Annotated in this window: 22 protein-coding genes; 7 read left to right on the top strand and 15 right to left on the bottom strand. The window is 65.6% G+C overall.

Annotation, left to right across the window (positions count from 1 at the left end):
* Nucleotides 1–11 precede the first annotated feature (11 nt).
* From AC3WL7_RS04745 to AC3WL7_RS04725, 5 genes are read right to left on the bottom strand one after another with little or no spacing between them, the layout of a single operon-like run.
* The gene (locus AC3WL7_RS04745; RefSeq protein ID WP_492749527.1) at nt 12–416 is read right to left on the bottom strand and encodes a PDZ domain-containing protein; all 405 of its coding nucleotides are present in this window, start codon (nt 414–416) and stop codon (nt 12–14) included.
* Nucleotide 417: 1 nt separating this feature from the next.
* A complete protein-coding gene (locus tag AC3WL7_RS04740; RefSeq protein WP_492749526.1) occupies nt 418–1,635 on the bottom strand; it encodes an ABC transporter permease in 1,218 nt (405 codons plus the stop codon).
* Nucleotides 1,636–1,655: 20 nt separating this feature from the next.
* Complete coding sequence (locus tag AC3WL7_RS04735; protein WP_108747426.1) at nt 1,656–2,957, bottom strand: ABC transporter permease; 1,302 nt, start codon at nt 2,955–2,957, stop codon at nt 1,656–1,658.
* 10 nt (nt 2,958–2,967) lie between these two features.
* Nucleotides 2,968–3,690, bottom strand: coding sequence for an ABC transporter ATP-binding protein (locus AC3WL7_RS04730; RefSeq protein ID WP_079223539.1), 723 nt, complete (start codon nt 3,688–3,690; stop codon nt 2,968–2,970).
* A 24-nt stretch (nt 3,691–3,714) separates the two neighbouring features.
* Nucleotides 3,715–4,992 carry an efflux RND transporter periplasmic adaptor subunit gene (locus AC3WL7_RS04725; RefSeq protein ID WP_492749525.1) on the bottom strand — a complete coding sequence of 426 codons (1,278 nt, stop codon included), beginning with the start codon at nt 4,990–4,992 and terminating at the stop codon, nt 3,715–3,717.
* 203 nt (nt 4,993–5,195) lie between these two features.
* Between AC3WL7_RS04725 and glmS the strand changes: the two genes are divergently transcribed.
* The 3 genes from glmS to AC3WL7_RS04710 all read left to right on the top strand — a co-directional run bounded on the left by glmS (nt 5,196) and on the right by AC3WL7_RS04710 (nt 8,281).
* The gene (gene glmS / locus AC3WL7_RS04720) at nt 5,196–7,034 is read left to right on the top strand and encodes a glutamine--fructose-6-phosphate transaminase (isomerizing) (RefSeq protein WP_200733144.1); all 1,839 of its coding nucleotides are present in this window, start codon (nt 5,196–5,198) and stop codon (nt 7,032–7,034) included.
* A gap of 138 nt (nt 7,035–7,172) precedes the next feature.
* Nucleotides 7,173–7,742 carry a TetR/AcrR family transcriptional regulator gene (locus AC3WL7_RS04715; protein WP_492749524.1) on the top strand — a complete coding sequence of 190 codons (570 nt, stop codon included), beginning with the start codon at nt 7,173–7,175 and terminating at the stop codon, nt 7,740–7,742.
* A 62-nt stretch (nt 7,743–7,804) separates the two neighbouring features.
* Nucleotides 7,805–8,281, top strand: a complete 477-nt coding sequence (locus AC3WL7_RS04710) for a nuclear transport factor 2 family protein (RefSeq protein WP_200733142.1) — start codon at nt 7,805–7,807, stop codon at nt 8,279–8,281.
* A 63-nt stretch (nt 8,282–8,344) separates the two neighbouring features.
* Here the strand turns inward: AC3WL7_RS04710 and AC3WL7_RS04705 are convergent, their stop codons facing one another.
* The 6 genes from AC3WL7_RS04705 to AC3WL7_RS04680 form a co-directional block, all read right to left on the bottom strand.
* On the bottom strand, nt 8,345–9,181 hold the full coding sequence (locus AC3WL7_RS04705; RefSeq protein ID WP_492749523.1) for a lysozyme inhibitor LprI family protein: 837 nt from the start codon (nt 9,179–9,181) through the stop codon (nt 8,345–8,347).
* A 395-nt stretch (nt 9,182–9,576) separates the two neighbouring features.
* Nucleotides 9,577–12,903 carry an ESPR-type extended signal peptide-containing protein gene (locus tag AC3WL7_RS04700; protein ID WP_492749522.1) on the bottom strand — a complete coding sequence of 1,109 codons (3,327 nt, stop codon included), beginning with the start codon at nt 12,901–12,903 and terminating at the stop codon, nt 9,577–9,579.
* 67 nt (nt 12,904–12,970) lie between these two features.
* Nucleotides 12,971–13,678 (bottom strand): pilus assembly protein, encoded by a 708-nt coding sequence (locus AC3WL7_RS04695; protein WP_492749521.1) that lies wholly within the window; start codon nt 13,676–13,678, stop codon nt 12,971–12,973.
* A 17-nt stretch (nt 13,679–13,695) separates the two neighbouring features.
* Nucleotides 13,696–14,844 carry a CblD like pilus biogenesis initiator family protein gene (locus tag AC3WL7_RS04690; protein WP_492749520.1) on the bottom strand — a complete coding sequence of 383 codons (1,149 nt, stop codon included), beginning with the start codon at nt 14,842–14,844 and terminating at the stop codon, nt 13,696–13,698.
* Nucleotides 14,841–17,573, bottom strand: a complete 2,733-nt coding sequence (locus AC3WL7_RS04685) for a TcfC E-set like domain-containing protein (protein ID WP_492749519.1) — start codon at nt 17,571–17,573, stop codon at nt 14,841–14,843. The genes AC3WL7_RS04690 and AC3WL7_RS04685 overlap by 4 nt, the downstream gene beginning before the upstream one ends.
* A gap of 55 nt (nt 17,574–17,628) precedes the next feature.
* On the bottom strand, nt 17,629–18,147 hold the full coding sequence (locus AC3WL7_RS04680; protein WP_492749518.1) for a CS1 type fimbrial major subunit: 519 nt from the start codon (nt 18,145–18,147) through the stop codon (nt 17,629–17,631).
* Nucleotides 18,148–18,459: 312 nt separating this feature from the next.
* Between AC3WL7_RS04680 and AC3WL7_RS04675 the strand changes: the two genes are divergently transcribed.
* Nucleotides 18,460–19,479, top strand: a complete 1,020-nt coding sequence (locus AC3WL7_RS04675; RefSeq protein WP_492749517.1) for a Gfo/Idh/MocA family protein — start codon at nt 18,460–18,462, stop codon at nt 19,477–19,479.
* A gap of 223 nt (nt 19,480–19,702) precedes the next feature.
* On the opposite strand, the gene AC3WL7_RS04670 is transcribed toward AC3WL7_RS04675, so the two are convergent.
* The 4 genes from AC3WL7_RS04670 to AC3WL7_RS04655 all read right to left on the bottom strand — a co-directional run bounded on the left by AC3WL7_RS04670 (nt 19,703) and on the right by AC3WL7_RS04655 (nt 22,962).
* A complete protein-coding gene (locus tag AC3WL7_RS04670; protein WP_492749516.1) occupies nt 19,703–20,866 on the bottom strand; it encodes a lytic polysaccharide monooxygenase in 1,164 nt (387 codons plus the stop codon).
* A gap of 259 nt (nt 20,867–21,125) precedes the next feature.
* Nucleotides 21,126–21,497 carry a DUF805 domain-containing protein gene (locus AC3WL7_RS04665; protein WP_492749515.1) on the bottom strand — a complete coding sequence of 124 codons (372 nt, stop codon included), beginning with the start codon at nt 21,495–21,497 and terminating at the stop codon, nt 21,126–21,128.
* Nucleotides 21,498–21,682: 185 nt separating this feature from the next.
* Nucleotides 21,683–22,396, bottom strand: a complete 714-nt coding sequence (locus AC3WL7_RS04660; protein ID WP_492749514.1) for a fimbrial biogenesis chaperone — start codon at nt 22,394–22,396, stop codon at nt 21,683–21,685.
* A gap of 53 nt (nt 22,397–22,449) precedes the next feature.
* The gene (locus AC3WL7_RS04655; protein WP_492749513.1) at nt 22,450–22,962 is read right to left on the bottom strand and encodes a fimbrial protein; all 513 of its coding nucleotides are present in this window, start codon (nt 22,960–22,962) and stop codon (nt 22,450–22,452) included.
* Between the two features lie 416 nt (nt 22,963–23,378).
* On the opposite strand from AC3WL7_RS04655, the gene AC3WL7_RS04650 reads away from it, so the two are divergent.
* The 3 genes from AC3WL7_RS04650 to AC3WL7_RS04640 all read left to right on the top strand — a co-directional run bounded on the left by AC3WL7_RS04650 (nt 23,379) and on the right by AC3WL7_RS04640 (nt 26,927).
* On the top strand, nt 23,379–25,835 hold the full coding sequence (locus AC3WL7_RS04650; protein ID WP_492749512.1) for a fimbria/pilus outer membrane usher protein: 2,457 nt from the start codon (nt 23,379–23,381) through the stop codon (nt 25,833–25,835).
* Nucleotides 25,832–26,344, top strand: a complete 513-nt coding sequence (locus tag AC3WL7_RS04645; protein WP_492749511.1) for a fimbrial protein — start codon at nt 25,832–25,834, stop codon at nt 26,342–26,344. The genes AC3WL7_RS04650 and AC3WL7_RS04645 overlap by 4 nt, the downstream gene beginning before the upstream one ends.
* 79 nt (nt 26,345–26,423) lie before the next feature.
* On the top strand, nt 26,424–26,927 hold the full coding sequence (locus AC3WL7_RS04640; RefSeq protein ID WP_492749510.1) for a fimbrial protein: 504 nt from the start codon (nt 26,424–26,426) through the stop codon (nt 26,925–26,927).
* The last annotated feature ends 13 nt before the right edge of the window (nt 26,928–26,940 follow it).

Here is a 26,940-nt window from a genome sequence, read left to right as displayed (position 1 = left end):
GCCGGAGAAGGTCAGCGCGGCGGCGGTGGCGGCGCCGGTGGGGGCGGTGCCGGCGGTGGTACCAGCACGGCCTTCCAGGTGTCCACCGCAACCGGCACGCTGAACGTGCGGCTGTCGCGGCGCAGCAGCAGGTAGGCCTGCGTCCTGCCTGCGGCGTCGGCCTTGCGCAGGGCGGTGGCCAGCTGGTCGATCTGCCGCACCGGGGCGTCGTCCACGCGCAGGATGCGGTCGCCCCGGCGCACGCCGAAGCGCGCCTCGGGGCTGGCTGCATCGACCTGCACCTGGCCTTCGGTGGAGCGCAGCGCCAGCCGCGCGCCATCCTGCTGCCAGTTCATCGTCTGCACCGTGCTGCTGCCGGCAAGCACCGGCAGCGGCAGCGCCATGGTCATCGCAACTGCCAGGGCCAGGGCGCGCATCTCACGCGCCCCGGGTGGCAACGGCCGGCGGCACGGCAGCGGCGCGGCGGGCCGGGCCGAACACTGCCACCTGGCCCAGCACCCACAGCAGCACCGCACCCAGCGGCAGGTACAGCAGCGGCATGCGCGGCAGCTCGTACATGTTCATCAGCGCCAGGTTGATCGCGTACGCGGACAGCATGCCCAGCACGATGCCCAGCGTGGCCAGCAGGAAGTTCTCGGTCTGGAAGTAGCGCAGGATCTGCCCGCGGGTCGCACCCAGCGCACGGCGGATGCCGATCTGCTTGCTGCGCTGCTGCACCCAGAAGCTGGCCAGGCCGATGATGCCCAGTGCGGTGACCACCAGCAGCGCGATGCACACCGTCACCAGCAGGCCCACCATGGCGCGGTCGTTCTTGAAGTAGTCCTTGCGCTGATCCTCGTAGGTCTTCTTGTCGCGCATCAGGCGGTTGGCATCGTTGCGCTCCAGTGCGGCGACGGCGGCCTTGAGCACTTCATCGCGGCGCTCCGGTGCGGTGCGCAGCATGTAGGTGCCGCCCTCGTCGAAACCGCGGCGCAGCGGCATCAGCATCGACTCGTTCCAGTTGTCGGCCCAGCCGGTGGGCGTGGTGAGGGTGTCGACGATGCCGATGACGTGCAGCGGCTGCTTGCCCATGTAGTAGGTCTTGCCCAGCGCGCTGCCGTCCGGTTCCATCTTCGCCGCGGTGGCCTGGCTGAAGATCACCGGGATGGCCGTGTCCTTGGAACCGGCCTTGGAGACGGTGGCGTAATCCATGTATTCGTCGGGCAGGAAGTCACGCCCGGCGATCACGTTGATGCCCATCGTGCGGATGCCATCCTCGGACATCGTGTACATCGATGCCTCGGTGGTCGGCCGTTCCTGGTCCTGCTGGCGCTGGATGCTGCTGCTGGACGAGCCGCCGCGGAACGGCAGCTGGTTGATGATGGTGGCACTGGTGACGCCGGGGATGGCGCGCAGCGACGCCAGGTCCTCGCGGGTGCGGGCCATGCCGTTGGTCTGCTTGCCGATGCCGCTGACGCGGACCATCACCAGTTCGTTCTCGGCGATGCCGCTGGGCATGCTGATCTTTTCCACGCGCTGGCTGACCAGGAACAGCGCGTTGCAGACGATGGCGCAGGTCAGGGCGACTTCCAGCACGATCAGGGCGGCGGCGGTCTTGTGCCGGCGCAGGGTGCTGAGGATGGGGCGGATGTCCATGGGAGTCCTCGTTCCGGTACTTACTGCGACTTGAGCTGGATGGCCGGGGTGACCTGCATCGCGCGCCAGGCCGGCAGGAAACCAGCGGCCACGCTGGCAAACAGGGTCAGGCCGATGGCCAGCAGCAGCATGCTGCCGTCCAGGTGGGCCAGCTTGGCGTAGTCCACCGGCTGCTGGCGCACGGCGAACAGGCCGAGCAGGGCCACGCCGATGCCCAGCACGCCACCGACCACGCCCACCGCACCGGCTTCCACCAGGCACTGCAGGAAGATCTGGCCGCGGCTGGCGCCCAGTGCGCGGCGCACGCCGATCTCGCCACTGCGGCGCAGGAATTTGGCCAGCAGCAGGCCCACGGTGTTGACCAGGCACACGCCCAGGAAGCCCAGCGCCAGCCACAGCTGCAGGCGCACATCGCTGGGCACCGCACCGTTGAAGTCCAGCCACTGCATCACGTTGCGCAGGCGCACGTTCGGCGGGCGCTCGAAGCGGCCGGCCTCACGCTGCTGGCTGGAATAGTTTTCCAGGTAGCGGCGGTAGTCATCGGCCTTGCCCGGGTCCATCTCGGCCCAGTACTGCAGCCAGGTGCAGGGCGCGTTCAAGGTGTAGCTGTCGCCGTCGGGGTTCTCGCCGAAGCAGTTCATGTTGCCGCTGCTGCCCAGCTTCAGGTCCATCGACGTGGACATCGGCAGCAGCAGATCCTCGTCCTTGCCGTAGCTGCCGGTGGTGAGGTCGAAGAACTGCGGCTCGGGGTTCCATTCCTTCATCACGCCGACGATGCGGAAGCTCTGGCCATCCATGCGGATGTCCTTGCCCACGCTGTTGCCGCCCTGGTAGAGCTTGTCGTTCAGCGCCTTGGAGATGACCACCACGCGCGCACGGCCATCGTCATCCTGGCGGGTCCAGGCACGGCCGTACTGCATCGGCACGTTGAACATCGGGAAGAAGTCGGCCGAGGTCCAGCGGGTGTCGATCGAGAACGGCTGCAGCGTGCTGCCCTCCGGCTCGATGGTGCCGCCGCCGCCGCTCATCAGCGCTTGCCGCTCGGCCTTGGCTTCGCGCAGCAGGGCCTCGCCATCGAAGCGGGTCATCTGCGTATTGGGTTCCTCGCCGGGCACGTAGCCGCCACGGGGGCCCGGGTCCAGCTGCACGTAGAACAGGCGGTCGCTCTTGTCCGGGATCGGATCGCCGGAGAGCACGTGGAAGACGGTCAGGGTGGTCATCGAGGCACCGATGCCCAGCGCGATGGCGACCACCATCAGCGCGGTCAGGACCTTGTTGCGGCGGAAGCTGCGCGCCGCCAGACGGGCGTAGTAGGCGAACATGGTCGGGCCCTCACTCGTTGACGGCGACGATGCGGCGCGGCGTGGCCAGCACCGGCTCACGCACCAGGTCGGTCACCTGGCCATCGACGATGTGCACGTTGCGCTGCGCGCGCGCGGCCAGCTCCGGGTCATGGGTGACCATGACGATGGTGGTGCCGGCCGCGTTGATCTCTTCCAGCAGCTCCATCACGCCACGCGCCATCTGCGTGTCCAGGTTGCCGGTCGGTTCGTCGGCCAGCAGCAGGCGCGGGCTGCCGGCCAGGGCGCGGGCGATGGCAGCGCGCTGCTGCTGGCCGCCGGACAGTTCGTTGGGGTAGTGCTTCATGCGCGAGCCCAGGCCCACCTGGTTCAGCGCCTTCTCGATGCGCTCGCGGCGCTCGCCGGCGCCCATTCTGCGGTAGCGCAGCGGCACGTCCACGTTGTCGAACAGGTTCAGGTCGGGGATCAGGTTGAAGCCCTGGAAGATGAAACCGATCTTCTGGTTGCGCATGCGGCTGCGCGCATCATCGCCCAGCGTGCTCACGTCCTCGCCGTCCAGCAGGTAGGTGCCGCTGGTGAAGGTTTCCAGCAGGCCGGCGATGTTGAGGAAGGTGGTCTTGCCGGAGCCGGACGGGCCGGTGACGGCGACGAACTCGCCTTCCTTGACCTGCAGTTCCAGCGAGCGCAGTGCGTGGGTTTCCACCTGTTCGGTACGGAAGACCTTGGCGACCGAACGCATTTCGAGCATGTACATGGGGTGTCCTCTCTCCAGGATGTGTCAGTTGACGGAGACGCGTTCGGCGTCCTTGAACAGGTCGCTGCCCGAGACCACGATGCGGTCACCCGGCTGCACACCCGACTTGATTTCCACTTCGCCCAGGCTGCTGACGCCCAGTTCCACCGGCCGGCGCACGGCAGTGCGGCCGTCCATCACGTAGGCCACGCCGTTGCCCTGTTCGACGAACGGGCCACGCTCGACCTTCATCACGTTGCGGCGGGTATCGAGCAGCACGCGCACCGACATGCGCTGGCTCTGGCGCAGGCCTTCCGGCTGCGCGGCGGCAAAGCGCACGCGGGCATTGACCTCGCCGTTGACCACTTCCGGCGAGACCGCGCTGATCTCGCCCGGGAACGGCTTGCCGTTGCCGCCGGTCAGCTGTGCGGGCATGCCGATCGCCAGGTCACGGGCGAAGCTCTCCGGCACCTTGATCTCCACTTCGAACTTGGACAGGTCGACCACGCCCAGCACCGGCGCGTTGGCTGCCAGGTTGGTGGCCTGGGTGGCCTGCACCTGGCCGACCTGGCCGTCGAACGGCGCGCGCAGGGTCAGCGCATCCACCTGGCGCTGCACTTCGGCCACCACCGCCTTCTGGCGGTCGGCCAGCAGGCGCTTGTTGCGTGCGTCCAGGTCGGCGCCCTGGCTCTGCAGGCGCGCATCGGTGGTGGCGTTGACCAGGGTGATGTCGGCCTTCTTCAGCGAATCCTGGGCCTTGGCCAGGTCGATCTGCGGCACCGCGCCACCGTCGTAGCCGCGCTGGTAGCGCTGCAGGTCACGGTCGGCGGCCTGACGTTCGATGCTGGCCTGGTCGGTTTCCTTGCGCGACTTGGCGCGGGCCAGGGTGGCGTCCAGCGCCGCGCGGCTGGCTTCGGCTTCCAGGCCGGCCAGGGTGGCCTGTTCCTGGGCCAGCTTGCTGCGCAGTTCCGGGCTGTCGATGATCGCCAGCTCCTGGCCCTTCTTGACCACGTCACCGGCCACCACCTTCAGGTCCACCGTACCTGCGGAGATGGCGTACAGAGTGGGGCTGTTGGCGGCGATGACGCGGCCATCGGCGGCGATGTCGCGCACCAGGTCACCACGCTGCACTTCGGCGATGCGCACCCGGCTGCTGTCGAAGGAGCGGCTGGCGTTGGACCAGGCATGCACGGCCCAGCCGATGGCGGCCAGCAGGGCAATGGCGCCCAGGGCCGGCCAGCGGTAGCGCTGCCAGGCCGCACGGGGAGCGCCGGCAGAGGGGGGGGAAACGATCTGGTCCTGGGCAGAGGTGTCGCGGATCATCGGGAGCATGCCTTTCGGTGGTGCCAAAGACCAAGCACGCTCCGTGCCAACTTTTTTTCACGCCTTTTCAATGGTTTGCGACTGGGTTCTCCGTGTCCGGGTGTCCGCGGACACTGCTGCGGACACTTTCATTAAGCGGACAGGAGGGACGGCACGGGCACCCACGCTAGAATGCGGCGACCGTCTTCAAGGAAAAGCGCGACATGTGTGGAATCGTGGGTGCGATCGCTGATCGCGATGTGGTGCCGGTGCTGATCGAAGGACTGAAGCGGCTGGAGTATCGCGGCTACGATTCCTCCGGCATCGCGGTGATCGACCGTGCAGAGCGCCCGGACGTGCGCCGCGTGCGCCGTACCGGCCGTGTCTCGGAAATGGCCACCGCCGCCGAAGCCGAGGGCTTCCATTCGCAGCTGGGCATCGGCCATACCCGCTGGGCCACCCATGGCGGGGTGACCGAGGCCAACGCGCACCCGCACATCAGTGCTGGCGTGGCGCTGGTGCACAACGGCATCATCGAAAACCATGAAGAACAGCGCGAGAAGCTGCGCGCGCTGGGCTACACCTTCGAGTCGCAGACCGACACCGAAGTGATCGCCCACCTCATGCACCACCACCTGAAGGGCGGCGACAGCCTGCTGGGCGCGCTGCAGCGCACGGTGAAGGAGCTGACCGGTGCCTACGCGCTGGCCGTGGTCAGCCGTGCCGAGCCGGACCATTTCGTCTGCGCACGCATGGGCTGCCCGCTGCTGGTGGGCCTGGGCGAAGGCGAGAACTTCGTTGCCTCCGATGTCTCGGCGGTGATCTCGGCCACCCGCAAGGTCATCTTCCTGGAAGAGGGCGACACCGCCGACGTCCGCCGCGACGGCGTGCAGGTGTTCGACGAGCACGACCAGCCGGTCGAGCGTGACGTGCACCTGTCCGACGTCTCGCTGGCCTCGCTGGAACTGGGCCCGTACCGCCACTTCATGCAGAAGGAAATCCACGAGCAGCCGCGCGCGCTGGGCGACACCATCGAAGCGGCCATCGACGCCGGTGGCTTCCCGGCCGAGCTGTTCGGCAAGAATGCCGAGGCGGTGCTGGCCGGCATCGAAGGCGTGCAGATCCTCGCCTGCGGCACCAGCTACTACTCCGGCCTGACCGCGCGCTACTGGATCGAATCCATCGCCGGCCTGCCGTGCAGCGTGGAAATCGCCAGCGAGTACCGCTACCGCGCGGCGTACGCCAACCCCAAGCACCTGATCGTGACCATTTCCCAGTCCGGCGAAACGCTGGATACGATGGAAGCGCTGAAGTACGCCAAGTCGCTGGGCCACACGCACACGCTGTCGATCTGCAACGTGCCGGAAAGCGCCATCCCGCGTGCCAGCGAACTGGTCTGCTACACCCGTGCCGGCGCCGAGATCGGCGTGGCCTCGACCAAGGCCTTCACCACCCAGCTGGCCGCGCTGTTCCAGCTGACCGTGGTGCTGGGCAAGCTGCACGGCCGCGTCGATGCCGCCCAGGAAGCCGATTACCTGGAGCAGCTGCGCTTCCTGCCGGGCAGCGTGCAGCACGCGCTGAACATGGAACCGCAGATTGCCGCCTGGGCCGAGCGCTTCGCCCGCAAGAGCAGCGCGCTGTTCCTGGGCCGTGGCCTGCACTACCCGATCGCGCTGGAAGGCGCGCTCAAGCTCAAGGAAATCTCCTACATCCACGCCGAGGCCTACCCGGCCGGTGAACTGAAGCACGGCCCGCTGGCGCTGGTGGACGAGGACATGCCGGTGGTGGTGATCGCGCCCAACGACAGCCTGCTGGAAAAGGTGAAGTCGAACATGCAGGAAGTGCGCGCACGCGGCGGCGAGCTGTTCGTGTTTGCCGACCAGGACAGCAATTTCAGCGAGTCCGAAGGCGTGCATGTCATCCGCACCCCGCGCCACGCCGGCGTGCTCAGCCCGATCGTGCACACCATTCCGGTGCAGCTGCTGGCTTACCACACCGCGCTGGCGCGCGGCACTGATGTGGACAAGCCGCGGAATCTGGCCAAGAGCGTTACGGTGGAGTAAGGGCAGGGCCCGGGTTCTCCGGTCCGGTAGCTGGGCCATGGTGGATGAAGAAGGCGGGGCGCTCAGGCGTTCCCGCCTTTTTTTTGTTTCCTGCACGTGGCAGTTGACAAGGTAGAACGATCGTTCTACCTTGGCGTCGTGGACACCATCATCAACGACACCAAGCAGAAGATCCTGGCGACCGCCGAGGCCCTGATCTACCAGAACGGCATCCATGCCACCGGCATGGATCTTCTGGTGAAGACCTCCGGCGTGGCGCGCAAGAGCATCTACCGCCATTTCGAAAACAAGGACCAGGTCGCCGCCGAGGCGCTGAGCGCGCGTGATGTGCGCTGGTTGGACTGGTTCAGGCACGAGTGCGGGAAGGCCGACGGCGCCGAAGCGCGCATCCTGCGCATGTTCACGGTGCTCAAGGGCTGGTTTGAATCCGAGGATTACCGCGGCTGCGCGTTCATCAACACAGCGGGCGAGGTCGGCAACCCCGATGATCCGATCCGCCGGATCGCCAGGCATCACAAACAGAAGTTGCTCGATTACACGCTGGAGCTGACCGGGCAACTGGGTATCGAGCAGCCAGCCGCCCTGGCGCGGCAGTTGCTGGTTCTCATGGAAGGTGCCATCACCGTATCCCGCGTCATGGGCGACTACGACGCTGCAGACCATGCCAGGGACGTGGCGCAGGTGTTGTTGAAACAAGCCCGGCGCTAGCGCCCGGGCAACGCCCATCCCCTGAAGTAACCCGCGTATCCATCCCCATTGGAGGCCCCACCGTGTCCGCTGAACCGTCCCGTCCGCCGCTTCCTCCTTTCACTCTTGAATCGGCGACCCAGAAAGTCCGCCTGGCCGAGGATGGCTGGAATTCCCGCGATGCCGACAACGTCTCGCTCGCCTATTCGCTCGACACCCAGTGGCGCAATCGTGCCGAATTCACCAGCGGCCGCGAAGAAGCCCGTCAGTTCCTCGCGCGCAAGTGGAAGAAAGAGCTTGAGTACCGCCTGATCAAGGAGCTGTGGGCCTTCACCGAAAACCGCATTGCCGTGCGCTACGCCTATGAATGGCATGACGACTCGGGCAACTGGTTCCGTTCCTATGGTAACGAGAACTGGGAATTTGGTGCAGATGGCCTGATGGAGCGCCGGTTCTCGTGCATCAACGACATGCCAATCAAGGAGAGCGAGCGCAGGTTCCATTGGCCGCTGGGGCGTCGCCCGGATGATCACCCCGGGCTGTCCGATCTGGGCATGTAAGGGTGGCTGGCCATTGAATGCTCCCCGGCCACGCACCGGCGGGGGGCATTCATTCGACCGCAGCTACCTGCGTACTTCGAAGATCCGCGCCGTCGTCATACTGATGTGGCATTCGATGGCATCGATGCGCTCGAACGAGTCGTTCTCATCCTCTGGCCGGGTGTTGATGGGGCCGCATCGATCTGTCTTTGAACGGATCCAGCTCCGCTGCCCATCAAGCTCGCTTGCCTGCTCATCCTTCGGCAGTTTCTTCCAGAGTCTGTTGAGCTCGGCATCTTCAGCGCGGTAGCGCTTGAGTGCGTCTTCCAGTATCAGGTGGCGGCCACTGACCGCGAGTGTTGTGATGACATGCAGCGACCACGCGCCATTGAAGCTGGAAAGGTCTGCCTTGATCGAGCCGTCGTCAGTCTCGTGGATCTTGTACGCGAAATTCACAAAATGGATTCGGCTCCCGCCAAATCGACCCTTGCCGTTATCCAGGACGCGCATCTTCTGGTACTGGCTCCGCTTCATTACCTCAGCGACTTCGGCGGGGATCTCAATGGCCAGCGTTGCCTGGCATCGAAGTGGGTTTCCGCTGCGGAACGGACCTGAGCTGCCACTCTCTGCTGGCTCACTGTGGTCCAGCGAAATCGGAATGCCCGCAAGCTGGTCCGTGTACGCCGTAAAAGGCCTGTAGTCGAGCTTTCGAGGTGGATAGATATAGTCGCTGTAGGTATAGCCACTGGCCGTGCGACGAATCGTCTCCAGCGCTGCAACGACCACGTCTTCGCGACTGCACGAGACTTCACGCGGTGTTTCGCTCGTCGCGGTGCATCCGGTGGAGAGGGTAGTGCCTGCAAGGGCAATTGCCAGGAGGAACGTGGGGGTTTTCATGGTCGGGTTGCTGATCTTCTTCAAACGGAATCGCTGGCGGACTGACGTACGCCCTGAAAGACCGTCCTGGCGCGGAATGGCGCATCCTGCGATAACACTTGCCCCATCGGTGCCTGGTGGAGCGCTGTGCCGATGACAAGCCGTACCACCTTGCGTGAAGCAGCATCTGGCCGCCACTGGCCAGCAGCCACGGGGCGGCGCTGCGCGACGCTGCGAAGCGCAGGGAAGGGCTCAGCCGTGTTCGAGCTGCCAGCGCGGCGCTCCAGGCGAGCTGTGAAATTCCGTGTTGAAGACGACAGAATGCGCTGTTGATCGACACGTCGCACTGTCAGCGCCGGGGTGACCATAAGCCCCAACGCCACGCAAAGCGCCCCGGCGCAGCGCACGGTCACCCGCACGCCGCGCCGGGGCACCACGGCTTACCAGCCGATACCCACGCCCACGCCCATGCTGCGCTCACCACTGTTGGTGAAGGAACCATTGAGGCTGAAGGTGGCCGAACCCTTCTCGTTCAGCACGCGCTGGTAGCCCACCGCCATGGCCGATTCGCCTTCGGCATAGCCCACGCCCGCACCCAGGCGGTTGTAGGTGGCCAGGCCGGCGGTGTTCATCGCCATCGCGGTCTGCGCGCTGCTCATCGCCGCCATGCGGTTGAAGCGCTTGTCCATCTTGTTCAGGCGCGCATCCACTTCGCGGGCGATGCCATCGCTGTAGTCGTTGGCACGGGCCAGCATCTTCTCCAGCTCGGCGGTGTCGACCTGCGGCTTCGGCGATTCCGGCGCTTCCGCCTTGGGCTGCGGCGAGGACTTCGGCGCGTTGCCGGTGTTGGCGGCGACCTTGTCGTCGTTGCTGGCGGGCGGCGCCGGCTCTTCAGCCACGGGCGGGGTGGCAGGCGTGCCCGACTCATTGGAAGCCAGCGCCATCATGCGCGACTGTGGCTGGCCGTCGATGCGCTGTTCCAGCCCATCCATGCGGCCGTTCAGCTGCTGCTGCATGGAATGCAGCTGGCCACCGTTGACCGCATCGCGGCTGCCGGCCGCGATCAGGCCGTTGCCCACATTGGAGAGAATCATCCCGTTGGCACCGGCCAGGGTGATCTGGTTGAGGCCGTCGGCGCGGGCGGTGGGGGTGTCCTGGAAGATGGAGCGGAGCTGGCCTTCGACCCCGTCCATGCGGGAGGAAGTGCGCACCACCGCGCCATCGAGGATGGTCAGTGCATCGCCGACGGTGTGCTGGCGGGTGTTCTGCACGGTGTAGGTGGGAGCGGTCACGTTGCCAGTTGCGTCGAGCTTCGCGCCGCCGCCGAGGACGGCGAGGGTGTCGTTCAACTGGCCGACGGTGGTGGCGTTGTGGTCGGCGGTACCGCGGGCGAGGTTAGTCAGACGGCGCTGCAGTGCGCCATCGCCAAATGATGCTGTACGGCTCTCTGTTGCGACAGATCCTTCACCAATAGCGACGGCATTCAGCGCAGTCTTTCTCACCGCACTACCGGCACCAAGCGCTAGCCCGCCACGCTCCTCGACCACAGCCCGAACACCAAGTGCAAAGCCATCGGTGGCACTGTCGTGAACCCAAGAAGCGCGGCCCAGTGCAACAGAGTTCTCACCCAGTGCACGCGAATAGCTTCCAAGCGCTACGGCTCCATCCTTGGTGGGCGCAGCCACTGCAGAGTCGCCCATGGCAATTCCAAGACGTCCCGCCTGCGCCTTTTCATCATCGATGGGTGTACCCACAGCAACATGCCTTGATGCAGCGTCAACGCGCGCCGCAATATCAGCAATCAACGTCTCCGCGCCAGCCACGCTCGCGTTGGTTGCCGCCAGCTGCCCGCCCGTCACAGCTTCGGTGCTACCAGCAACAAGCGCGCCTTCCGCAACCCCAGTGATCTTCCGCTTGCCATCACTCTTGTTACGAACATCCAGCACGGAACCGGAATTGTTTCCACCCAGGCGAACACTGCCCGACGGTCCATCCTCTCGAACCAGCCCCTCCAGCACCGTTACCTTGGCCACTGCATTGTCCGCAGCGGTTGCCGCGCCCTGCGCCAGGGTTTCGGCACCACGGGCCATCTCGTCGACGGCGAACAGCTGCGCGCCCGTTACCGCCTCAGTACTGGTAGCTGACAGCGCGCCCCGAGCCACATTTACGATCCTGCGTAGCGTCCCGGCGCTGCTGTTCCCCACCGAAACCTGATCGACCCCGTCCGTCACCGAGCCGTCTCCCAGCGCCACCGATCCACTGTGTGCAGCATTGGCAGATGCGCCGATCGCCAGGGAGTTGATGCCGTCCGCCCGTGCGCGGTAGCCGATACTGACCGCGCCAGTTCCCCCAGCTCTGGCCGAATGGCCCACTGCCGTGCTCGCCGCCCCAATAGTTGCGCTATTGCTTCCCAACGCTGTGCTATGCCTTGCCAACGCATCAGCACGGCTCCCCACTGCCACAGACTCAGGCTGCTTGGCCTCGGAGCGACTGCCCAAGGCGACCGAATCCTGGCCTGCAATGGCATTTCCGCCTACAGCCGTCCCCGAATTGACGTTTGCACTTGCCCCTTGGCCAAGTGCCAACGAGACGCCATCAAGCCGGGACGTCGCGGCCTGCGCTGTCTTCAACGCCTCCGTCGCAGCTGTTTTGCCTTGGCTGGCGAGTTCGTGGGTCATGTTCAGCTGGCGGCCATTGACCGCCTCACGGCTGGTCCCGCTGACCTGCCCATCCGCAACGCCTCCGATACGGCGGTCGTTGCCACCGTTGTTGCGAATGTCAACCAGCGATCCGCTGTTGCTCCTGCCGATTCGAATCTCTCCCGAGCTGGACGCGTGGTCGATAAGGCCCCGTAGGGTGACGGTAGTGCTCAAAGCACTGTCAGCCTTCACCAGCGCACTATCGGCAGTTCTCTGGGAACTTTCAGCACTGGTGTAGGCAAGATCGGCGCGTCGCTGTGCGGCCGTTACCTTTTCTCCGGTCTCGAACAGTTGATGCCCTGTCACGGCATCGTTGCTCCCACTTGAGATTCTGCCCTTCTCGACATTCACAATGCGGCGCTTGATGTCACTGCTGCCAACCGACACCGTTCGGTACTCCGTTGCAACGGAGCTGGTGCCGAGGGCTACACTGTCCCAGCTGCTCGACTTGGCGTTGTAGCCCAACGCCAAGGAATTGTCCTGGGCACGGGAGCCCGCACCTATGGCGACGGCACCCTTGGTGGCGTTCGTTCCGGCCATGGCGTTGTGTCCGATTGCAATGGCTTCATCGGCGTCGCTGTAGGTAATGCTCGCACTACGACCCAGCGCGATGCTGTTGCGACCTCTTGCATATGCATTGGCGCCGAAGGCCGTAGCCCCATGGGACATGGCACTGGCACCGAAGCCCATAGCGGTGCCGTAGCCACGCGCCTCAGTTGACGCGCCGAACGCCGAATTGTGATCCCCACTCGTACTTGCGTTGCCATACAACGTATCACCAGTGGCAAGAATGCCAGCGACGAAGGGCGGAGCGAAGAACGCCGCACTGAGCGGATCGTCGTGAATCCCCGTCGGCTCATCGCGATTCACGCAGATGACATCACTTCCGGTGCAGTCGGGTTCGCTGGCGGCGTGGCTTATCGCCGCAAATGGAATCAGCACAAGCCCCGCGACGCAGGCGGCGCTTCTTGAACTGCGCGCAGGCTTGCCACGCGGCGAACTCAGTTCACTGGCCACCACCCAGCAGCGCCGGGTGGCATTCCAGATACGTCGATAGATGCGGTTCATTGAAGCTCCTTGGCAACACGGGGAAAAGTTGGCCCGCGCACCTGCGCAGGACAGAGATGGAATCGGATCAGCCTGCCGACGCGGAGACGGTCTGCACGTGCTCGCGGTAGCCGTCGCGGGTGAGGCGATAGCGCAGCTGCAGGGTGTTGCCAGGCTTCGGCTGGAACGGAAGTTCCAGTGCGGCATCCGGGTACAGGCTGTGGGTGATGTCGTGGGCGGTGCAGGCACCCGCGCGGGTGCACTCGGCCACGCTGGTAATGCCTACGCGCAGGCTGCCGGTGTTATGCAGGGTGTTGCCCTGCAGCTGCAGCGCCACCTCGCCATCGGTGGGCAGCACGTTCACCAGTGCGCCCCAGACCAGGCTGACGCCTACATTGGCCTGGGAGCCGGCTTCGCCTTCCACTGTGGTTTCTTCCGGCCCACGCACGCCCTCGAAGTACACGCGGTAGGCGGTTTCCTTCTGCACGGGCTGCAGCGGAATCACGCGGATCAGGCGGTTGCCGCCGCCAGCCAATGCGAACTTGCCGGGCGTCACGGCGATGGCGGCCTCGTGCGGCTCAACTTCGCTTTCCTGCTCGTCGGCGCTGGCTGGGTTATCAATGCGACGCAGCGTGGCCTGCACGTACTGCGCCTGGGTGGACTGCGAGTACACACGGATCTGCGTGCTGCGCTTGCCTTCCACCGAAGAGCGCATGGGGTGGACGGTCAGGTTGGCGTGGGCCGGCGCTGCAAGCAGCAGCGCCACCGGCAACAGCAGGTAGATGAATTTGTTCACGAGTATCTCCTTAGGAATCAGGGCCGGACGGTGGGCACGCGCAGTTCGACCTTCAGCTCACCGGTGTAGACGCCTTCGCGCTTGCTGCTGGCTGTAAAGGCCGGTGTTTCAAGGGTGATCGGTGTCGGTACGCAATAAACGGGCTGGTCGAGCTTGGGTAGCTTCACCAGCCGCAGCGCGGTCTTGTCGACGCCCAGCAATTGCTCTTCCACGCCGTTGCGCATGCGGCGCTTGCTGCCGGCATAGTTCAACCAGACGTTGAAGCTCACGCGCTCGCGTTCGTCGCCGGTCGCATCGCGGTGCCAAAGCGAGTAGTCGTCGCCAGTACTGGGGTTTGAGCCTGTATCCCGCACGGTGACACCCAGGTATTCGCTCTGCGAACCCAGGCCGTCGTACAGGCACATGTCGACGTCCTTGCTGCCAGCGATATTCCCGATGCTTATGCGCGGATCGTAACGAAGATCCATGTTGACGTTGGCATTGCCGTTTTCGAACCGGGGCAGGTAGATCGCGACTGCGTCGTAGTCGGTGATCGTGAAATCGAAGTTGAAGACGTAGGTGGCGAGGTGCTCGGAAGGTGGACGGCGCAGGCGGAGTTCGAGAGTGCCTTTCCAGTGTCCGGCGGTGAATTTGCGCAGCGAAGTGCTATCGAGCGCAATAGCACTTCCCGTCCCAACAATAGGCGTACCAAGACAGGTTTTTCCGTCAGACGAGTGGGCTGTCTGGACGTTGGAGTGCCAGTAATCCGCATTGCACGACGCTGCGGGATCGATACGATTGATGGCTACAGAAATGGAAACATCAGTGCGATAGCCGCTGCGTTGCTCCAAGAACACCAAGGGCACATCACTGGGAATGCCGTAGGTGGCCGAGTGTGTATCCTCCACAGGGCACCGCCCCTTTGCCGAGTCACTCGCGGACGGGCACGTAAAGTACAACGCGCCATACTGCTTCGACGGGTCAAGGTGATCGTGGGCGATCAGCGTCCTTCGCGGCCACACCTCGATGTCCGCCGGAATCGCCGAACGATCCCAACTCATCACCACATCCTGGGTAATCACACCGCTCGGCGGATCCATCTGCGGCGGCCTCTGCGCCCACGCCTTCGGCACCACCACGGCCAGCGCACTCACCAGCATCCACACAAACAACACGCGCCGGCTCATGGCGTCTCTCCTGCAGCAGCGGTCTGGGGCACAACGGCAATCAGCGCCTGTTCCTGCAGCAGGCGGGTCACGCGGGCCTGCTGGCGTATCTCTGGCGGCAGCAGCGCAACGGCCATCGCTTCGCACTGCACCGCGCCCACCAGCAGCACCACGCTGCGGCGCTCGCGTATCTGCAGCGGGCACTGCAACAGGCGGTCGTCCTGCAGCAGATAGAGCGTCTTCTCAAAGCGCGGGAACTCGGCCACGAAGCCGCCATTGGCGCTGGTGCCCGGCACCGGCGCGTTGAGAATGCGGGCGCCGCCCAGCGGCAGGCCGGCCACATCGCGCGCACTGCCGATGAAGGTGTAGGTCACCTCGATGGGCACCGGCATGCGAACCAGCCGGCCCGGCGAGAGGAACAGCGGCCGAATGCCCGAAGCACCGGTTACGCGCACCGAGGCGATGCCCTCCAGTGCGCTGGCATCCTGCAGCTCGGCACGGTGGCTCTGGTAGGCCTGCAGCGGCATCAGCCGGCGCTCGCCAAGCTTCAGCCGCTGGCGGCGTGCGCCGCCCACCTGCAGCTCGGCGGCCAGGCCGCTCAGGTCCAGGTCGTCGGTGTCATCCACCTGCACGGCCAGGCCGGCATCGGCGGTGGCACCGCCGCCCCAATAGAAACCGCGGCGGCTCAGGGCAAAGCTGGAGGCGTGGTTGGCGCTATAGGAATACGTGTTGCTGCCCGGCTGGCGGTAGCCGGCCAGCGTGGCGCCGGTCTGGCCCCACGGGTTCTGCAGCTGCGCACCCAGCGTGGCGCTGTAGCGGTCGTTGTTGGTGGCACGCAGCTCGCCGGTCACCTCGCGGTAGTTGGCGTCCACGTCCTGGCGCAGGCTCTGGGCCACGCTGTAGGTCACGTCGGGGCGCTGGTGTTCGGGTTGGCGCGCATCCACGGCGTAGCGGCGCTGCGAGGTGCCGCGCTCGCCCTGCTGCAGCCGGCTCAGGCTGAGGCTGAGGAATACGCCCCGGTCGCGCGTTGCCGCTGCACCCACAGCGGCGTCGTTGCGCTGCTGCCACACGCCCGTGCGGGTGGAGACGGTGAATTCGCCCCAGCGATGGGTACGGCTGAAACTGGCCTGCCAGGTGCGGCTGCGCTGGGCTTCGCGCTGCGGGCGCATCGGATCCGGCGGCAACCACGGCAACAGCCCGTCCAGCGGGTCATCGCCAAAGCCGGGCAGGTCGCGCGCGGGCCGCCAGGTCTGCCGGCGGGTATAGCCCACGTAGGCACTGCCGCCGGCCACCGGCAGCGACATCGACGCGCTGAGCGAATCGCTGCAGCCCAACCGGTCGCGCGTATCGTCCTGGAAGCGGCAGGCGTTGCCGCGCATGCGTTGCTGGTAGACGTTCCATGCCGCCGTGCGGCGGTAGGACAGCTGATGCTGCTGGCCACTGCTGCCATCGCTGCCGCGCAGTATGCTGAACGCACCGCGCACATCCTGGGTGGAGAACTGGCGCCGTACATCCAGCCGCACTTCGCCATAGGTGAAGCCGGCAATGTCGGCCATGCCCGCGGTGACGGCCATATCGCGCACCAGCGGCACGCGTACGCCGGCATGCAGGGCCTGGTCGCCGTCAAACGTGTTCCTGCGGCGCTCATCGTGCTGGCCCAGCTGCACGAACCACTGCATGCGGCTGTCGGTCCAGTCGCCGCCCTTGTCGAACGGCGCGTCTTCGCTGCGCACCAGGATGCCATCCTCGTACACGCGCAGGGTGACGTTGTAGCTGCCCATCGGGAAGTTACGGGTGTCGAGCTGGTTCACGCCCGCCTGCAGGTAGAAGGTCTGCAACAGGCGCTCGCCGTCGAAGGCGTCCACGCGTGCATCGCGCGCCAGCAGCACGGTCAGGGGGGACGCCTGCACGGCGCCGTCGGCATCCACGTAGGCGTAAGTGGTGCCGAAACGCACGCCGCGGAAGCGGTCCAGCGGCAGCATGCCGAAGGCGAAGGTGCCGCCCTGGGTGCTGGACAGGTTGCGGCGGTCCATCAGGCCGGCCTGCACGTAGTGCTCCTGGCCGAGGTCGTGCCGGTAGTAGGCGCTGTCCAGCTGGAAATCATCGCTGCTGCCACCGCGACGGTATTGCTGGCGGTTGTAGTTCCACTCGCCTGCCAGGTGGCCACGCTCGAACACGCCCAGCGTGCCTGCGCCCTGTGCGCTCAACGATTGGTAGTCGCGGCCGCCGCTCATGTTGAAGGTCTGCCGGTGCAGCCATGCGTTCTCGGCGTTGGGGGTGACACTGTGGAAGCGGTGATGCTCGCTCACCTCGCCGGGAATCCATTGGCGGGCAATGAACAGGCGCACCGTGCCTTCACCCTCGTCGTAGAGAGCGTGCACGGCAGCGGGCTCCTCGGGCGGTGCCATGTAGCCGCAGCCGGCCGCAGCGCCGCCGTAGCGGCAGGCCAGGTGGCTGTTGCGCGGCATCGGCTGCGAAAGCGCGGGCAGCAGGGCAGCCTGGGCTTCGGCGGACAGGCCCAGTGCCTGGGTAACGCGCTGCGGGTCCAGCAACTGCACGTCATCAAGCGTCACCCGCACCGGCGACAGCCCGGCTGACTGGCCAAACAGGCTGACGTCCAGCTGCTCGGTCTGGCCTTCAACCAGATCTTCGAAGCCGGCGGGGACGGTACGCGCATCGCATAGCGCGGGGGCCAGCGCCAGGGCGAGCGCCATCGCCAGCCGGGTAACGGCGGGGGCGGGAGTTTTCATGCAGGCGGGAATCTAATTGGGGGCCGGCCCGCGAGCGCGGGCCGGCGGGTGGTGCTTACGGCTTGTGGCGCATCACAATGGTGGCCATGCCTTCATAGCTGCCGGTCTTCAGCGGGCCGGCGGTAGTCTGCGTGATCGCCAGTTCCAGCGGCTTGGAGACGCCTGGGATAGCGCCATCGAAGAGATCGGTTGCAGCCAGATCCTGGCTGGTGGCGGTCAGCTCAAGGCCATGCAGAGTCACGGTCATCGGCACCGGCGTGGCACCAATGACGCCAATGGTCGGTACCAGCTCCAATGCGTTCTGCAGGCTCACTTCAATGTTCTTGGTATCGTCGTTGGTGAAGATACGGGTATTCAACTTCCACGGCTCCAGACCACCAGGGCGCCCGGTGGTGAAGTCGGGCAGGTAGTTCATGGTGATGCTGTCCGGCAGGGGGCTGCCGTCTTCCTGCTGGAAGGCGAGGGTGGTGTCCACGTTCGCGTAGACGGAGATGCGGGTGTCGATGGCAAACGCAGACGAGGATGCGGTGACCAGCGCTGCAGCGAGCGCGGCCTTCTTGATGATCGAGTTCATGGAGGTTGTCTCTCTCGGACAATGATTGGAATGGTTCCCGTCCTGCTGTGGAAGCGCAAAGAAGGGGCGTCGCCCGCGTGAGGGTGCCTGGCGACGGAGAGAATGTTAGGAGTCCATCAGACGGAAAACCATGCAAACATTCAGATAATTGAATACATCGTTGGTTTTTCCTGCCGCGTGGATTATCGCGCGTGTGGTTTTTTGAAACGTGTTGCATGCGTTGCGTACGACGGTCACATCATATTGTCGCTTTGTCGATCTTCGCACGCCTCGAGCGGGGTGCATGGCAATCCTGTGCCCTCGGGCTGCACAATGCAGTTTCATCCGTTTCATCAGGTGTCCCACGTGAGCCAGCGCACCATTGCCTGGGGGTTTGTCGGTTGCGGCAGCGTTACCGAGAGGAAGAGTGGGCCTGCTTTCAGCCAGGTGCCCGGCTCACGCGTGGTTGCCGTCATGCGTCGCGATGCCGCCAAGGCGCAGGACTATGCACGGCGACACGGCATCAGCCGCTGGTATGACGATGCCGACCGACTGATCAATGACCCTGAGGTCAATGCGGTCTACGTCGCCACGCCACCTTCCACGCACATGCTGTATGCGCTGAAGGCCATTGCCGCAGGCAAGCCGGTCTACATCGAAAAGCCGATGGCGATGGATCACCGGCAGTGCGCCCGTATCCTGGCCGCCAGTGAGGAAGCTGGCGTGCCGGTCTTTGTTGCCTACTACCGGCGCGCGTTGCCCAGGTTTGTCCACGTGCAGCAGCTGCTCAGCGCTGGCACCCTTGGCGCTCTCCGCACGGTCCGCACGGCGCTGTACCGCACGCACAATCCGGCAACGCAATCGCCATCGTTCTGGCGCACACAGCCCGGCATCGCCGGCGGTGGCCTGTTCATGGATCTGGGCTCGCACACGCTGGATCTGCTGGATTTCCTGCTGGGCCCGCTGACATTGCAGGGAAGCACCGCCGCCAATCTTGGCGGTTGGTACGAAGCGGAGGACACGGTGTCGCTTTGCTTCCAGGCGGCCAATGGCGTGCAGGGCGTGGGTCAATGGGGCTTCAGTTCGTTCCGGGCGCTGGATGAGGTCGAGATCACCGGCGATGCCGGTGTCATGACGTTTTCGACCTTCGGCGACGGCCCTGTAGTGGTGACAACCGCAGAAGGCACGCGGGTGCTTGAGTTCCTCAACCCGCAGGCGATACAGCAGCCGTTGATCACCCAGGTGGTGGCGGAGCTGCAGGGCGTCGGGCGCTCACCCTCCACTGGGTACTCGGCGGCACGGACCAGCGCGCTGATGGACGGCGTGCTTGCGGACTATCGCAGCGGGCGTTAGGCGGGGGCCAGTGCTGGCGGCCCGAATGCAATGTCGGTTCAGTAGATCCACGCCATGCGTGGATGAGCCGCGCCCGAACCGCATCCACGCACGGCGTGGATCTACCTTGTCGGTTCAGTAGATCCACGCCATGCGTGGATGAACCGCCCGAACAGCATCCACGCACGGCGTGGATCTACCTTGATACAACGAAGGCGGCCAGTGGCCGCCTTCGCAGGGTGCATCAGTACTCGATCCAGGCATCCCGCCAGGCCGAGCCGGTGCCCGGGCGGTAGGGCTCCGCATTGATGTTGCACCAGGCGCCCTCCGGGAACGGGCGGCAGGCGTACAGCTTGCCATCGGTTCCCTTCACCACCGTCTGGCCGGGGATGTAGCTGCCAAGCCCGGCAGGGTAGACGTAGTCATAGTCACCCGGCGGTGGATCAATCGGATCAGGATCCGGCACGCGGGTATCGAGCTGGAAGCGATGGCCCGGCGTCAGGTACACGCGGTTCTCGGTGGCCGATGCCACCGGCGTGATCACGCCGTTCTCCAGCACGCCGACGCGGGCGTGCAGGGCACTGGCGTTGACCTTGCGGGCCAGCGCCAGCGGCCACTGCGTGGCACCGGTCTGGCCGGCCGCCAGGGTGATCTCCGGGCGTTCCACATCATTGCCGTTGGCATTGAACACGCGCAGGCTCAGGGTGGTGCCCACTTCCAGCGCGCCACGCGCGGTGACCGGGCCGGCATCCTGCCACTGCGGCGGCGGGTTGACGCCGCCACCGCCTTCAAAGCGGACATCGGCGCAGGTGTAGAACGCCTCGGCCGAATCCGAGCGCTGCCAGGTGTTGTAGATCACGTGCTGGCCGGTGCGCTTGGGCAGCGGGCAATCCAGCTTGTAGACATCGCCGGAGAGCGGCACATTGCCGAGCGTGCAGAATTCTTCCAGATCCGCCCAGCGCAGCGGGCTGCCCGGCTGCCAGCCCTCGCGGGTGACGTAGAACTTCCAGTCGCGCGTGGCGTGCGGCGCCGGTGCCTTGTACTCGAAGGTGTAGCGGCCGCGCGTATCGCCACGGATGGGCGTGGTCTGCCAGTCGCTGCGGTTCAGGTCCAGGCCGCGGTACTTGCTGTTGCCACCGCTGCACAGCTCGCCATCGGGCACGACCGCCTGGTGGTTGCCGTTGGCGGCCGCCTGGTTGATGCCTGCCCAGTCATAGAACGGCTGTGCGCCGCCGATGGCCTTTGCCGCGGCACAGGCCGGGTTGGTCGGGTTTTCCGGGTTGCCCTGGTAGCAGGAATAGACGCGGCTGGAGGGCTTGGACAGGGTGCCGTGGGCGAAGGCGGTGCCGGAGGCGGCTACGCTGCCGAGGATGGCCAGCGCGAGTGCTGCCCGATGGGAGTGACGCATGGAGAATCTCCTGTGGGTGGTGGAACCCCACGGAGTGTCGATGCGAGCATCTGCGCTTGCCATGCAACTACTTGGATAGTTGCAGGCTATTTCTCTTGTATGGAATGCGCGGCTCAGAAGAGCGTGTCGACCAACGGTCGACACCTACCAGAGCAGAGCTCGACGCATTGCGTATGGCACGGGCGACACCCAGCACAGCGGGGCTGATCCATCGCTTCTGGCAGGTGTCGACCGTTGGTCGACACCCACCAGCACGCCGTTAGACGTGCGAAGCCTGCGCGCCGAATCGGTTGCCGCCCGGGGTGCCCGGCAGCAGCATGAATGCCAGCACCGCCAGGTTCGCAAACGGTACGAGCAGCAGCAGGTACCACCAGCCCGAACGGTCGGTGTCATGCAGGCGGCGCACAGTCACCGAGACCAGCGGCACCAGGAGCGCCAGCCACACCACCACGCCCAGGCCGGTCGATACCCATGCCAGCGCCTCCGAGCCGGTATAGCCGGCAATGAAGCTCAGTACATGCAGCGGCATGAACACGATCAGGATGAACAGCTGGAACCACCAGAACTCGCTGCGGCTGGCACGCCCGCTGAACTGCGCGTAGCGGGTAAGGGGAATCATCATCTTGTGCATGGGTACGCTCTCCAAAAAGAAGCGCGCACTATCGCCGCGTGGGCGCGTGTTCTCCATGCAATTTATTGCAATTGCAGCGCGAGAATATGTAGAGCCGAGCGCATGGTCGGCACCGTGCGGAAGCGCGTGTCGACCAACGGTCGACACCTACCGGGGTGCTGGGTGTGTCGACCAACGGTCGACACCTACTGCGTGACTTTCGCCTCGGCATCGCGTGCGGTGCCGTAGTCGTCCAGCCACTGGAATTTCAGGCTTCCGGGCACGGATGCGCCCGACGGCAGCGGCAGGTTCAACCGCTCGCCCGGTGCCACCATGTCCACTTCGACCACCTTGCCATCGGGCAGCGTCAGCCGGCTCAACGTCACGTGGTAAGCGCTCGGGTTGTACACCTGCAGTGCCTGCCCTTCGGCACGCCACTGCAACCCAGCCGCCGTGTCACGCGCATGGCCAGGCAGGCCAGCCGGACGATAGAACAGCTTCACCCGCGTGCGGATGGCGAACTGCAGCAGGTTCTGGCCTTCCACCGCTTCGGGCTTGGGCGGAATATCCAGCAGGTTGAAGTACAGCAGCGACTCGCGGTCGCTGGGTAGCGCGGCCCCGGCCATTGGCGCATACGTCAGCCGGAACGCCTGTGCGTGGCCCGCCTCGATGCGGCGCGTGGTGGGTGTCAGCACGAACGGCAGTTTCTGGCTGCCGGCCTTGGCACTGGCATCGCCATCGTCCAGCCACACCTGGGCCAGGGCGACCTTGTCGCCGCGGTTGTTGGCGTTCACCGTTACCGCACCCTTGCTGCCGTCGTAGACCACGCGGGTGCCCTGCAGGGTCACCGCTGCTGCGGCAGGCAGCGCGGTGCCTGCGCAACCCAGCGCCAGGATCAATGCGTGTGCGCGAATGTTCATGGGGAATTCCTCAGGAAGAACCGCCCGGCAGCACGCCGCCGGGCGGGGTGCGCTTACTTGTAGACGATGTCCATCTGCGCGGTGGCGTTGGCCGAACCGGCTTCCAGGTCGCCGATGGCGCCGGTCTTGCTGTACCAGACGCTGTGCTTGATGGTCGCCGGTGCGGCGTCGGTCACGTTGACGAACTGGGTCGGGGCGTTGTTGATCTTCAACAGCGTATCGGTGGTGTCGTAGATCTTGTACGCCACACCTTTGGCGGCGCTGGTGGCGCTCAGTGCCAGGGCACCTTCGGCGGTGGCCGGGCCGCTGAACTTCACGGCCACATCGTGCGAGCCGGCCGCACCGGGGCAGGCCACGTCCACGTCCAGGTCGCGACGGCCGATACGATCGGCAGCCTTCAGGTCTTCCAGATCCATCTTGCCCATCGCCACGGCAACGCCGCCGTTGATGGTGGCGGTGCAGGTGGTTTCGACAATCTCGCCAGAGATGGTCAGGTCGGCGGCATTCACGGCCGGGGCGGCGGCCAGCAGGACGGCCAGGGCCATCGGGGTCTTCAGGTTCTTCATCGGTGTGCTCTTCTCTAGGTGATGGGAATCGGGAACGCTGCCGTAGCCAAGGTGGCAACAGCGAGGGTGTGCGGGTTCAAGGGGATGCCGGCTTGCGATGCAGGAATCGGCGCGTGGTTCTACGTGACTGTGGGTTCTCGCACCGGCGCATCATCCGGCAGCGCTGCTGCGCCATCCATGCAATAACTTGCAAAACGTCGTAGCAGCTCGGGTAGCACGGGACTTTGCAATAATTTGCATGTTCGGCAATGCCCCCGCCGCCTACGCTGCACGCCTCCCATCGCTACCGGGGCTGCACTGCGGCCACGCCCGACGCCATGCGCCTGTCTTCCTCAATCTGTTCCAGCGCTGCGCCTAGCTGCCTGCGACGCACCACGCTTGCAGCTGCCATTGCGACCATGCTGGTGCTCGCGGGCGTGTCTGTTGCGCATGCGCGCACCGGTGGCGAAGTCGAGTTCAGCGAAGGCTTCGCCACCGGCTTCGGCAGTGACGACCTGGCGCGCTTCAGTGTGGGCAACCCGGTGGAGCCCGGTCACTACAACGTCGATATCCATCTCAACGGCGAGTTCGTGCGCCGCGATGACATCGGACTTGTCGAATCCGATACGCCCTATGTTGCCAAGCCCTGCGTGCCCGCGCCGCTGCTGCTGGCGCTGGGGCTGAGCGATGCCGCGCGCGAAGCCGTGGACGCGGCCGACAACCCGCAGTGCGTCGATCTGCAGGCCGTCATCGACGGCGCACGCGTCACCTACGACGACAGCCAGTTGCGGCTGGATATCTCGCTGCCGCAGGTTGCGCTTCAACGCCAGGCGCGCGGCTATGTCGCGCCAGAACTGCGCGACCACGGCATCACCGCCGCGTTCTTCGGCTACACCGTCAACCACTACCGCAGCCAGGGGCAGCAGAACAGCTATGCGGGTATCACCAGCGGCGTGAACCTCGGCGCGTGGCGGCTGCGCCACCGCAGCTCCATCAGCCACAATGCGCAGGGCACGCACTTCAGCGCGCTCAACAGCTATCTGCAGCGCGATCTGCCGCGCTGGAACAGCCAGTTCACGCTGGGCCAGAGCAACACCGGTGGCGAGCTGTTCGACAGCGTCGGCTTCACCGGCGTGCGCGTGGCTACCGATGAACGCATGCTGCCTGATTCGCTGCGTGGCTATGCCCCGGTGGTGCGCGGTGTGGCGCAAAGCAATGCGCGGGTCACCATTCGCCAGAACGGCGCGGTGCTGTACGAAACCACGGTGGCGCCCGGCCCGTTCGCCATCGACGATCTCTACCCCAACGCCGGCAGTGGCGATCTGGAAGTGGCTGTCACCGAGGCCGACGGCCGCGAGGAACGCTTTACCGTCGCGTTCTCTGCCGTGCCGCAGGCGCTGCGCGAAGGCAGCCAGCGTTTCAGCATCACCGCCGGCGAGCTGCGCAACACGGGCCTGTACCAGCAGGCGCTGCGCTTCACCGAAGGCACCTATGCGCGCGGCGTCAGCAACCGTGTGACCCTGCTGGGCGGCGTGCAGGTGGCCGAGCACTACCAGGCCGGCCTGGCGGGCGCAGCGTTCAACACGCCGTTCGGCGCCATCGGTGCCGACGTCACCCATGCCCGCGCCAACGTGCCCGGCCTGCCCGCACAATCGGGCCGCAGCTACCGCCTCAACTACCAGCGCAGCGTGGCGCGTACCGGCACCAACCTGGGCCTGGCTGCGTACCGCTACAGCACCGAAGGCTTCCTCACTCTCACCGATGTCTCGCAGCTGTCGTTCGACCGGCCACAGGCGGCCGACGCGTTCGTGATGCGTACGCGCCAGCGCTTCCAGATGAACTTCTCGCAGCGCGTCGGCACGCGCGGCCAGCTGTACCTGGCCGGTGGCCACGTGACCTACTGGAATCGTGCCGGCAAGCACAACGATCTGCAGCTGGGCTTCCACAGCAGCTACCGCAGTGCCAACTACACGGTTTCCGCCACGCGCTACCGCATGGCGACCGGTGCGCCCGATACGCGCCTGTCGTTCATGCTCAGCCTGCCGCTGGGCCGCACGTCCAACGCACCGCGCGCCACCGCCATCTACAGCGACAGCCGCCTGGGCAGCCAGCAGCAGCTGGGCGTCAACGGCAACCTGGGCGAAGACCGCGCGCTGTCCTACAGCCTGTCGGGCAACCGCGGCCAGGGCGGCAGCGGCTACAACGCCTATGCCAGCTACCAGGGCAGCCGTGCCGATCTCAGCGCCGGTTACAGCCATGCCAATGGCAGCAGCAGCTTCAATGCCGGCGCCACCGGCAGCGTGGTGCTGCACGGCGGTGGCATCAACTTCGGCCCGGCGTTGGGTGACAGCTTCGCGCTGGTGGATGCGCAGGGCGCACAGGGTGCCACGGTGGGCAGCGGCCGCAACGTCACCGTGGCCGGCAATGGCTATGCCGTGCTGCCCTATACCAGCCCGTACCGCTGGAACCAGATCAACCTGGACACCGCGCACCTGCCGCTGGATGTGGAAGTACAGGCCAGCTCGCAGCGCGTGGCGCCCAGCGCCGGCAGCATCGTCAAGGTCAGTTTCCAGTCGCGCAATGAACGCCTGTGGCTGATCGACGCCAGCCATGCCGACGGCACCCCGCTGCCCTATGGTGCGCAGATCATGCACGCCGATGGCCGCACTTTGGGCCAGGTGGGGCAGGGCGGCGTGGTTGCTTTGCGCGGTCTGGAGCAGACCGGCTTCGTGCACGTGCAGACCGAGGACGGCATCGCTTGCCGCCTGCACTACGCCATGCCCGAAGCGCCGGATGCGCACGGCCAGTACTGGGCGCAGGCGCGGTGTGTGGCCATACCGCCGGAACTGCTGGCGGACGATCTTTCTTCCTCAGCTACGGGAGCGTCCCAATGAAGGCCCTGCACCTGGTGTTGGTTGCGCTGCTGTTCGGTGCCGCCACACGCGCCCACGCCGACTCGGCCACGCTTACGTTCACCGGCAACGTGTTGCCGGGAACTTGCACCGTGACGCCGAACGTGGCCGTCACACTGGACGACATCCAGCTCCCCGAGCTGCGCCCAGGGAACGTCAACCTCGACTATCAGAAGCCTGCGGTACTGCATTTCACCAATTGCGTAGGCGTGAGCACCGTTGAGGTGACCTTCGATGGCACGGCTGACCCCACGCAGGGAGGCCAGTGGAAAAACCTGGCCATGGGTGGTGCCGCCAATGTGGCCGTCATATTGCTGGAAGGCGCAAGCGGCAACACAACCCTGAGCAAGGGCATGAAGAGGATGGTCGCCATCGGCGGCGCAGCCACCGGTCGCCTGGATATGCGTACCAGCTACTACAACCACCCCGGAACCGTGCCGACGCCAGGTGATGTCACTGCGCAGATCACGGTGATCGCTGATTACAGATGAGGAATGCCTGCGCTGCGGCAGCGCGATCCACGGGCATCCCATCCAACGACCCTCTCTCTTCAACCTTTGGAGTCTCCCCATGAAAACCCAACCCATCATCCTGGCTGTGCTGATGCTTGCCGCTGTCGGCCAGGCCCATGCCGATTCGGCCACCATCGACGTGACCGGCAAGGTGTTGCCCGGCACCTGCACCATGGCCAACGTACCGGTCACGCTGGCCGACATCGATGCCACCGATCTGAAGACCGGGCATGACAATGGCCTGAAGCCAGCGGTGCTGAACTTCACCGGTTGCGTGGGCGTGACCAGCGTTGACCTGACCTTTGATGGCGCCGCCGACGCTGCACAGGATGGGCATTGGCTCAACCAGTCTACAGCCGGTGCAACCGGTGTGGCCGTGGCCCTGGTGGATGGCACCACCGGCAGCGTGTTCCTGAAAAAGGGCGACAAGAAGACCGTCACCATCAACGGCGCGGCCACCGGCAAGCTGGACATGCGTACTGGCTACTACCGCAAGGCAGGCACGCTGCTGAAAGCGGGCGACGTCAGTACGCAGATCACCGTGACAGCAGGTTACAGGTAACACAGGAGCCCAG

The sequence above is a fragment of the Stenotrophomonas sp. FW305-3-2-15-E-LB1 genome, from assembly GCF_058787375.1.
This window is presented reverse-complemented; position numbering and strand designations above follow the sequence as displayed.

Excerpts from the sequence above, each read along its gene's own strand:
- AC3WL7_RS04645 (WP_492749511.1), top strand. The coding sequence starts at position 25,832 with ATGAAGGCCCTGCACCTGGTGTTGGTTGCGCTGCTGTTCGGTGCCGCC.
- AC3WL7_RS04655 (WP_492749513.1), bottom strand. The coding sequence starts at position 22,962 with ATGAAGAACCTGAAGACCCCGATGGCCCTGGCCGTCCTGCTGGCCGCC.
- AC3WL7_RS04670 (WP_492749516.1), bottom strand. The coding sequence starts at position 20,866 with ATGCGTCACTCCCATCGGGCAGCACTCGCGCTGGCCATCCTCGGCAGC.
- AC3WL7_RS04665 (WP_492749515.1), bottom strand. The coding sequence starts at position 21,497 with ATGCACAAGATGATGATTCCCCTTACCCGCTACGCGCAGTTCAGCGGG.
- AC3WL7_RS04685 (WP_492749519.1), bottom strand. The coding sequence starts at position 17,573 with ATGAAAACTCCCGCCCCCGCCGTTACCCGGCTGGCGATGGCGCTCGCC.
- AC3WL7_RS04745 (WP_492749527.1), bottom strand. The coding sequence starts at position 416 with ATGCGCGCCCTGGCCCTGGCAGTTGCGATGACCATGGCGCTGCCGCTG.
- AC3WL7_RS04680 (WP_492749518.1), bottom strand. The coding sequence starts at position 18,147 with ATGAACTCGATCATCAAGAAGGCCGCGCTCGCTGCAGCGCTGGTCACC.
- AC3WL7_RS04735 (WP_108747426.1), bottom strand. The coding sequence starts at position 2,957 with ATGTTCGCCTACTACGCCCGTCTGGCGGCGCGCAGCTTCCGCCGCAAC.
- AC3WL7_RS04700 (WP_492749522.1), bottom strand. The coding sequence starts at position 12,903 with ATGAACCGCATCTATCGACGTATCTGGAATGCCACCCGGCGCTGCTGG.
- glmS (WP_200733144.1), top strand. The coding sequence starts at position 5,196 with ATGTGTGGAATCGTGGGTGCGATCGCTGATCGCGATGTGGTGCCGGTG.
- AC3WL7_RS04660 (WP_492749514.1), bottom strand. The coding sequence starts at position 22,396 with ATGAACATTCGCGCACACGCATTGATCCTGGCGCTGGGTTGCGCAGGC.
- AC3WL7_RS04675 (WP_492749517.1), top strand. The coding sequence starts at position 18,460 with ATGCAGTTTCATCCGTTTCATCAGGTGTCCCACGTGAGCCAGCGCACC.
- AC3WL7_RS04640 (WP_492749510.1), top strand. The coding sequence starts at position 26,424 with ATGAAAACCCAACCCATCATCCTGGCTGTGCTGATGCTTGCCGCTGTC.
- AC3WL7_RS04690 (WP_492749520.1), bottom strand. The coding sequence starts at position 14,844 with ATGAGCCGGCGCGTGTTGTTTGTGTGGATGCTGGTGAGTGCGCTGGCC.
- AC3WL7_RS04725 (WP_492749525.1), bottom strand. The coding sequence starts at position 4,992 with ATGATCCGCGACACCTCTGCCCAGGACCAGATCGTTTCCCCCCCCTCT.
- AC3WL7_RS04740 (WP_492749526.1), bottom strand. The coding sequence starts at position 1,635 with ATGGACATCCGCCCCATCCTCAGCACCCTGCGCCGGCACAAGACCGCC.
- AC3WL7_RS04730 (WP_079223539.1), bottom strand. The coding sequence starts at position 3,690 with ATGTACATGCTCGAAATGCGTTCGGTCGCCAAGGTCTTCCGTACCGAA.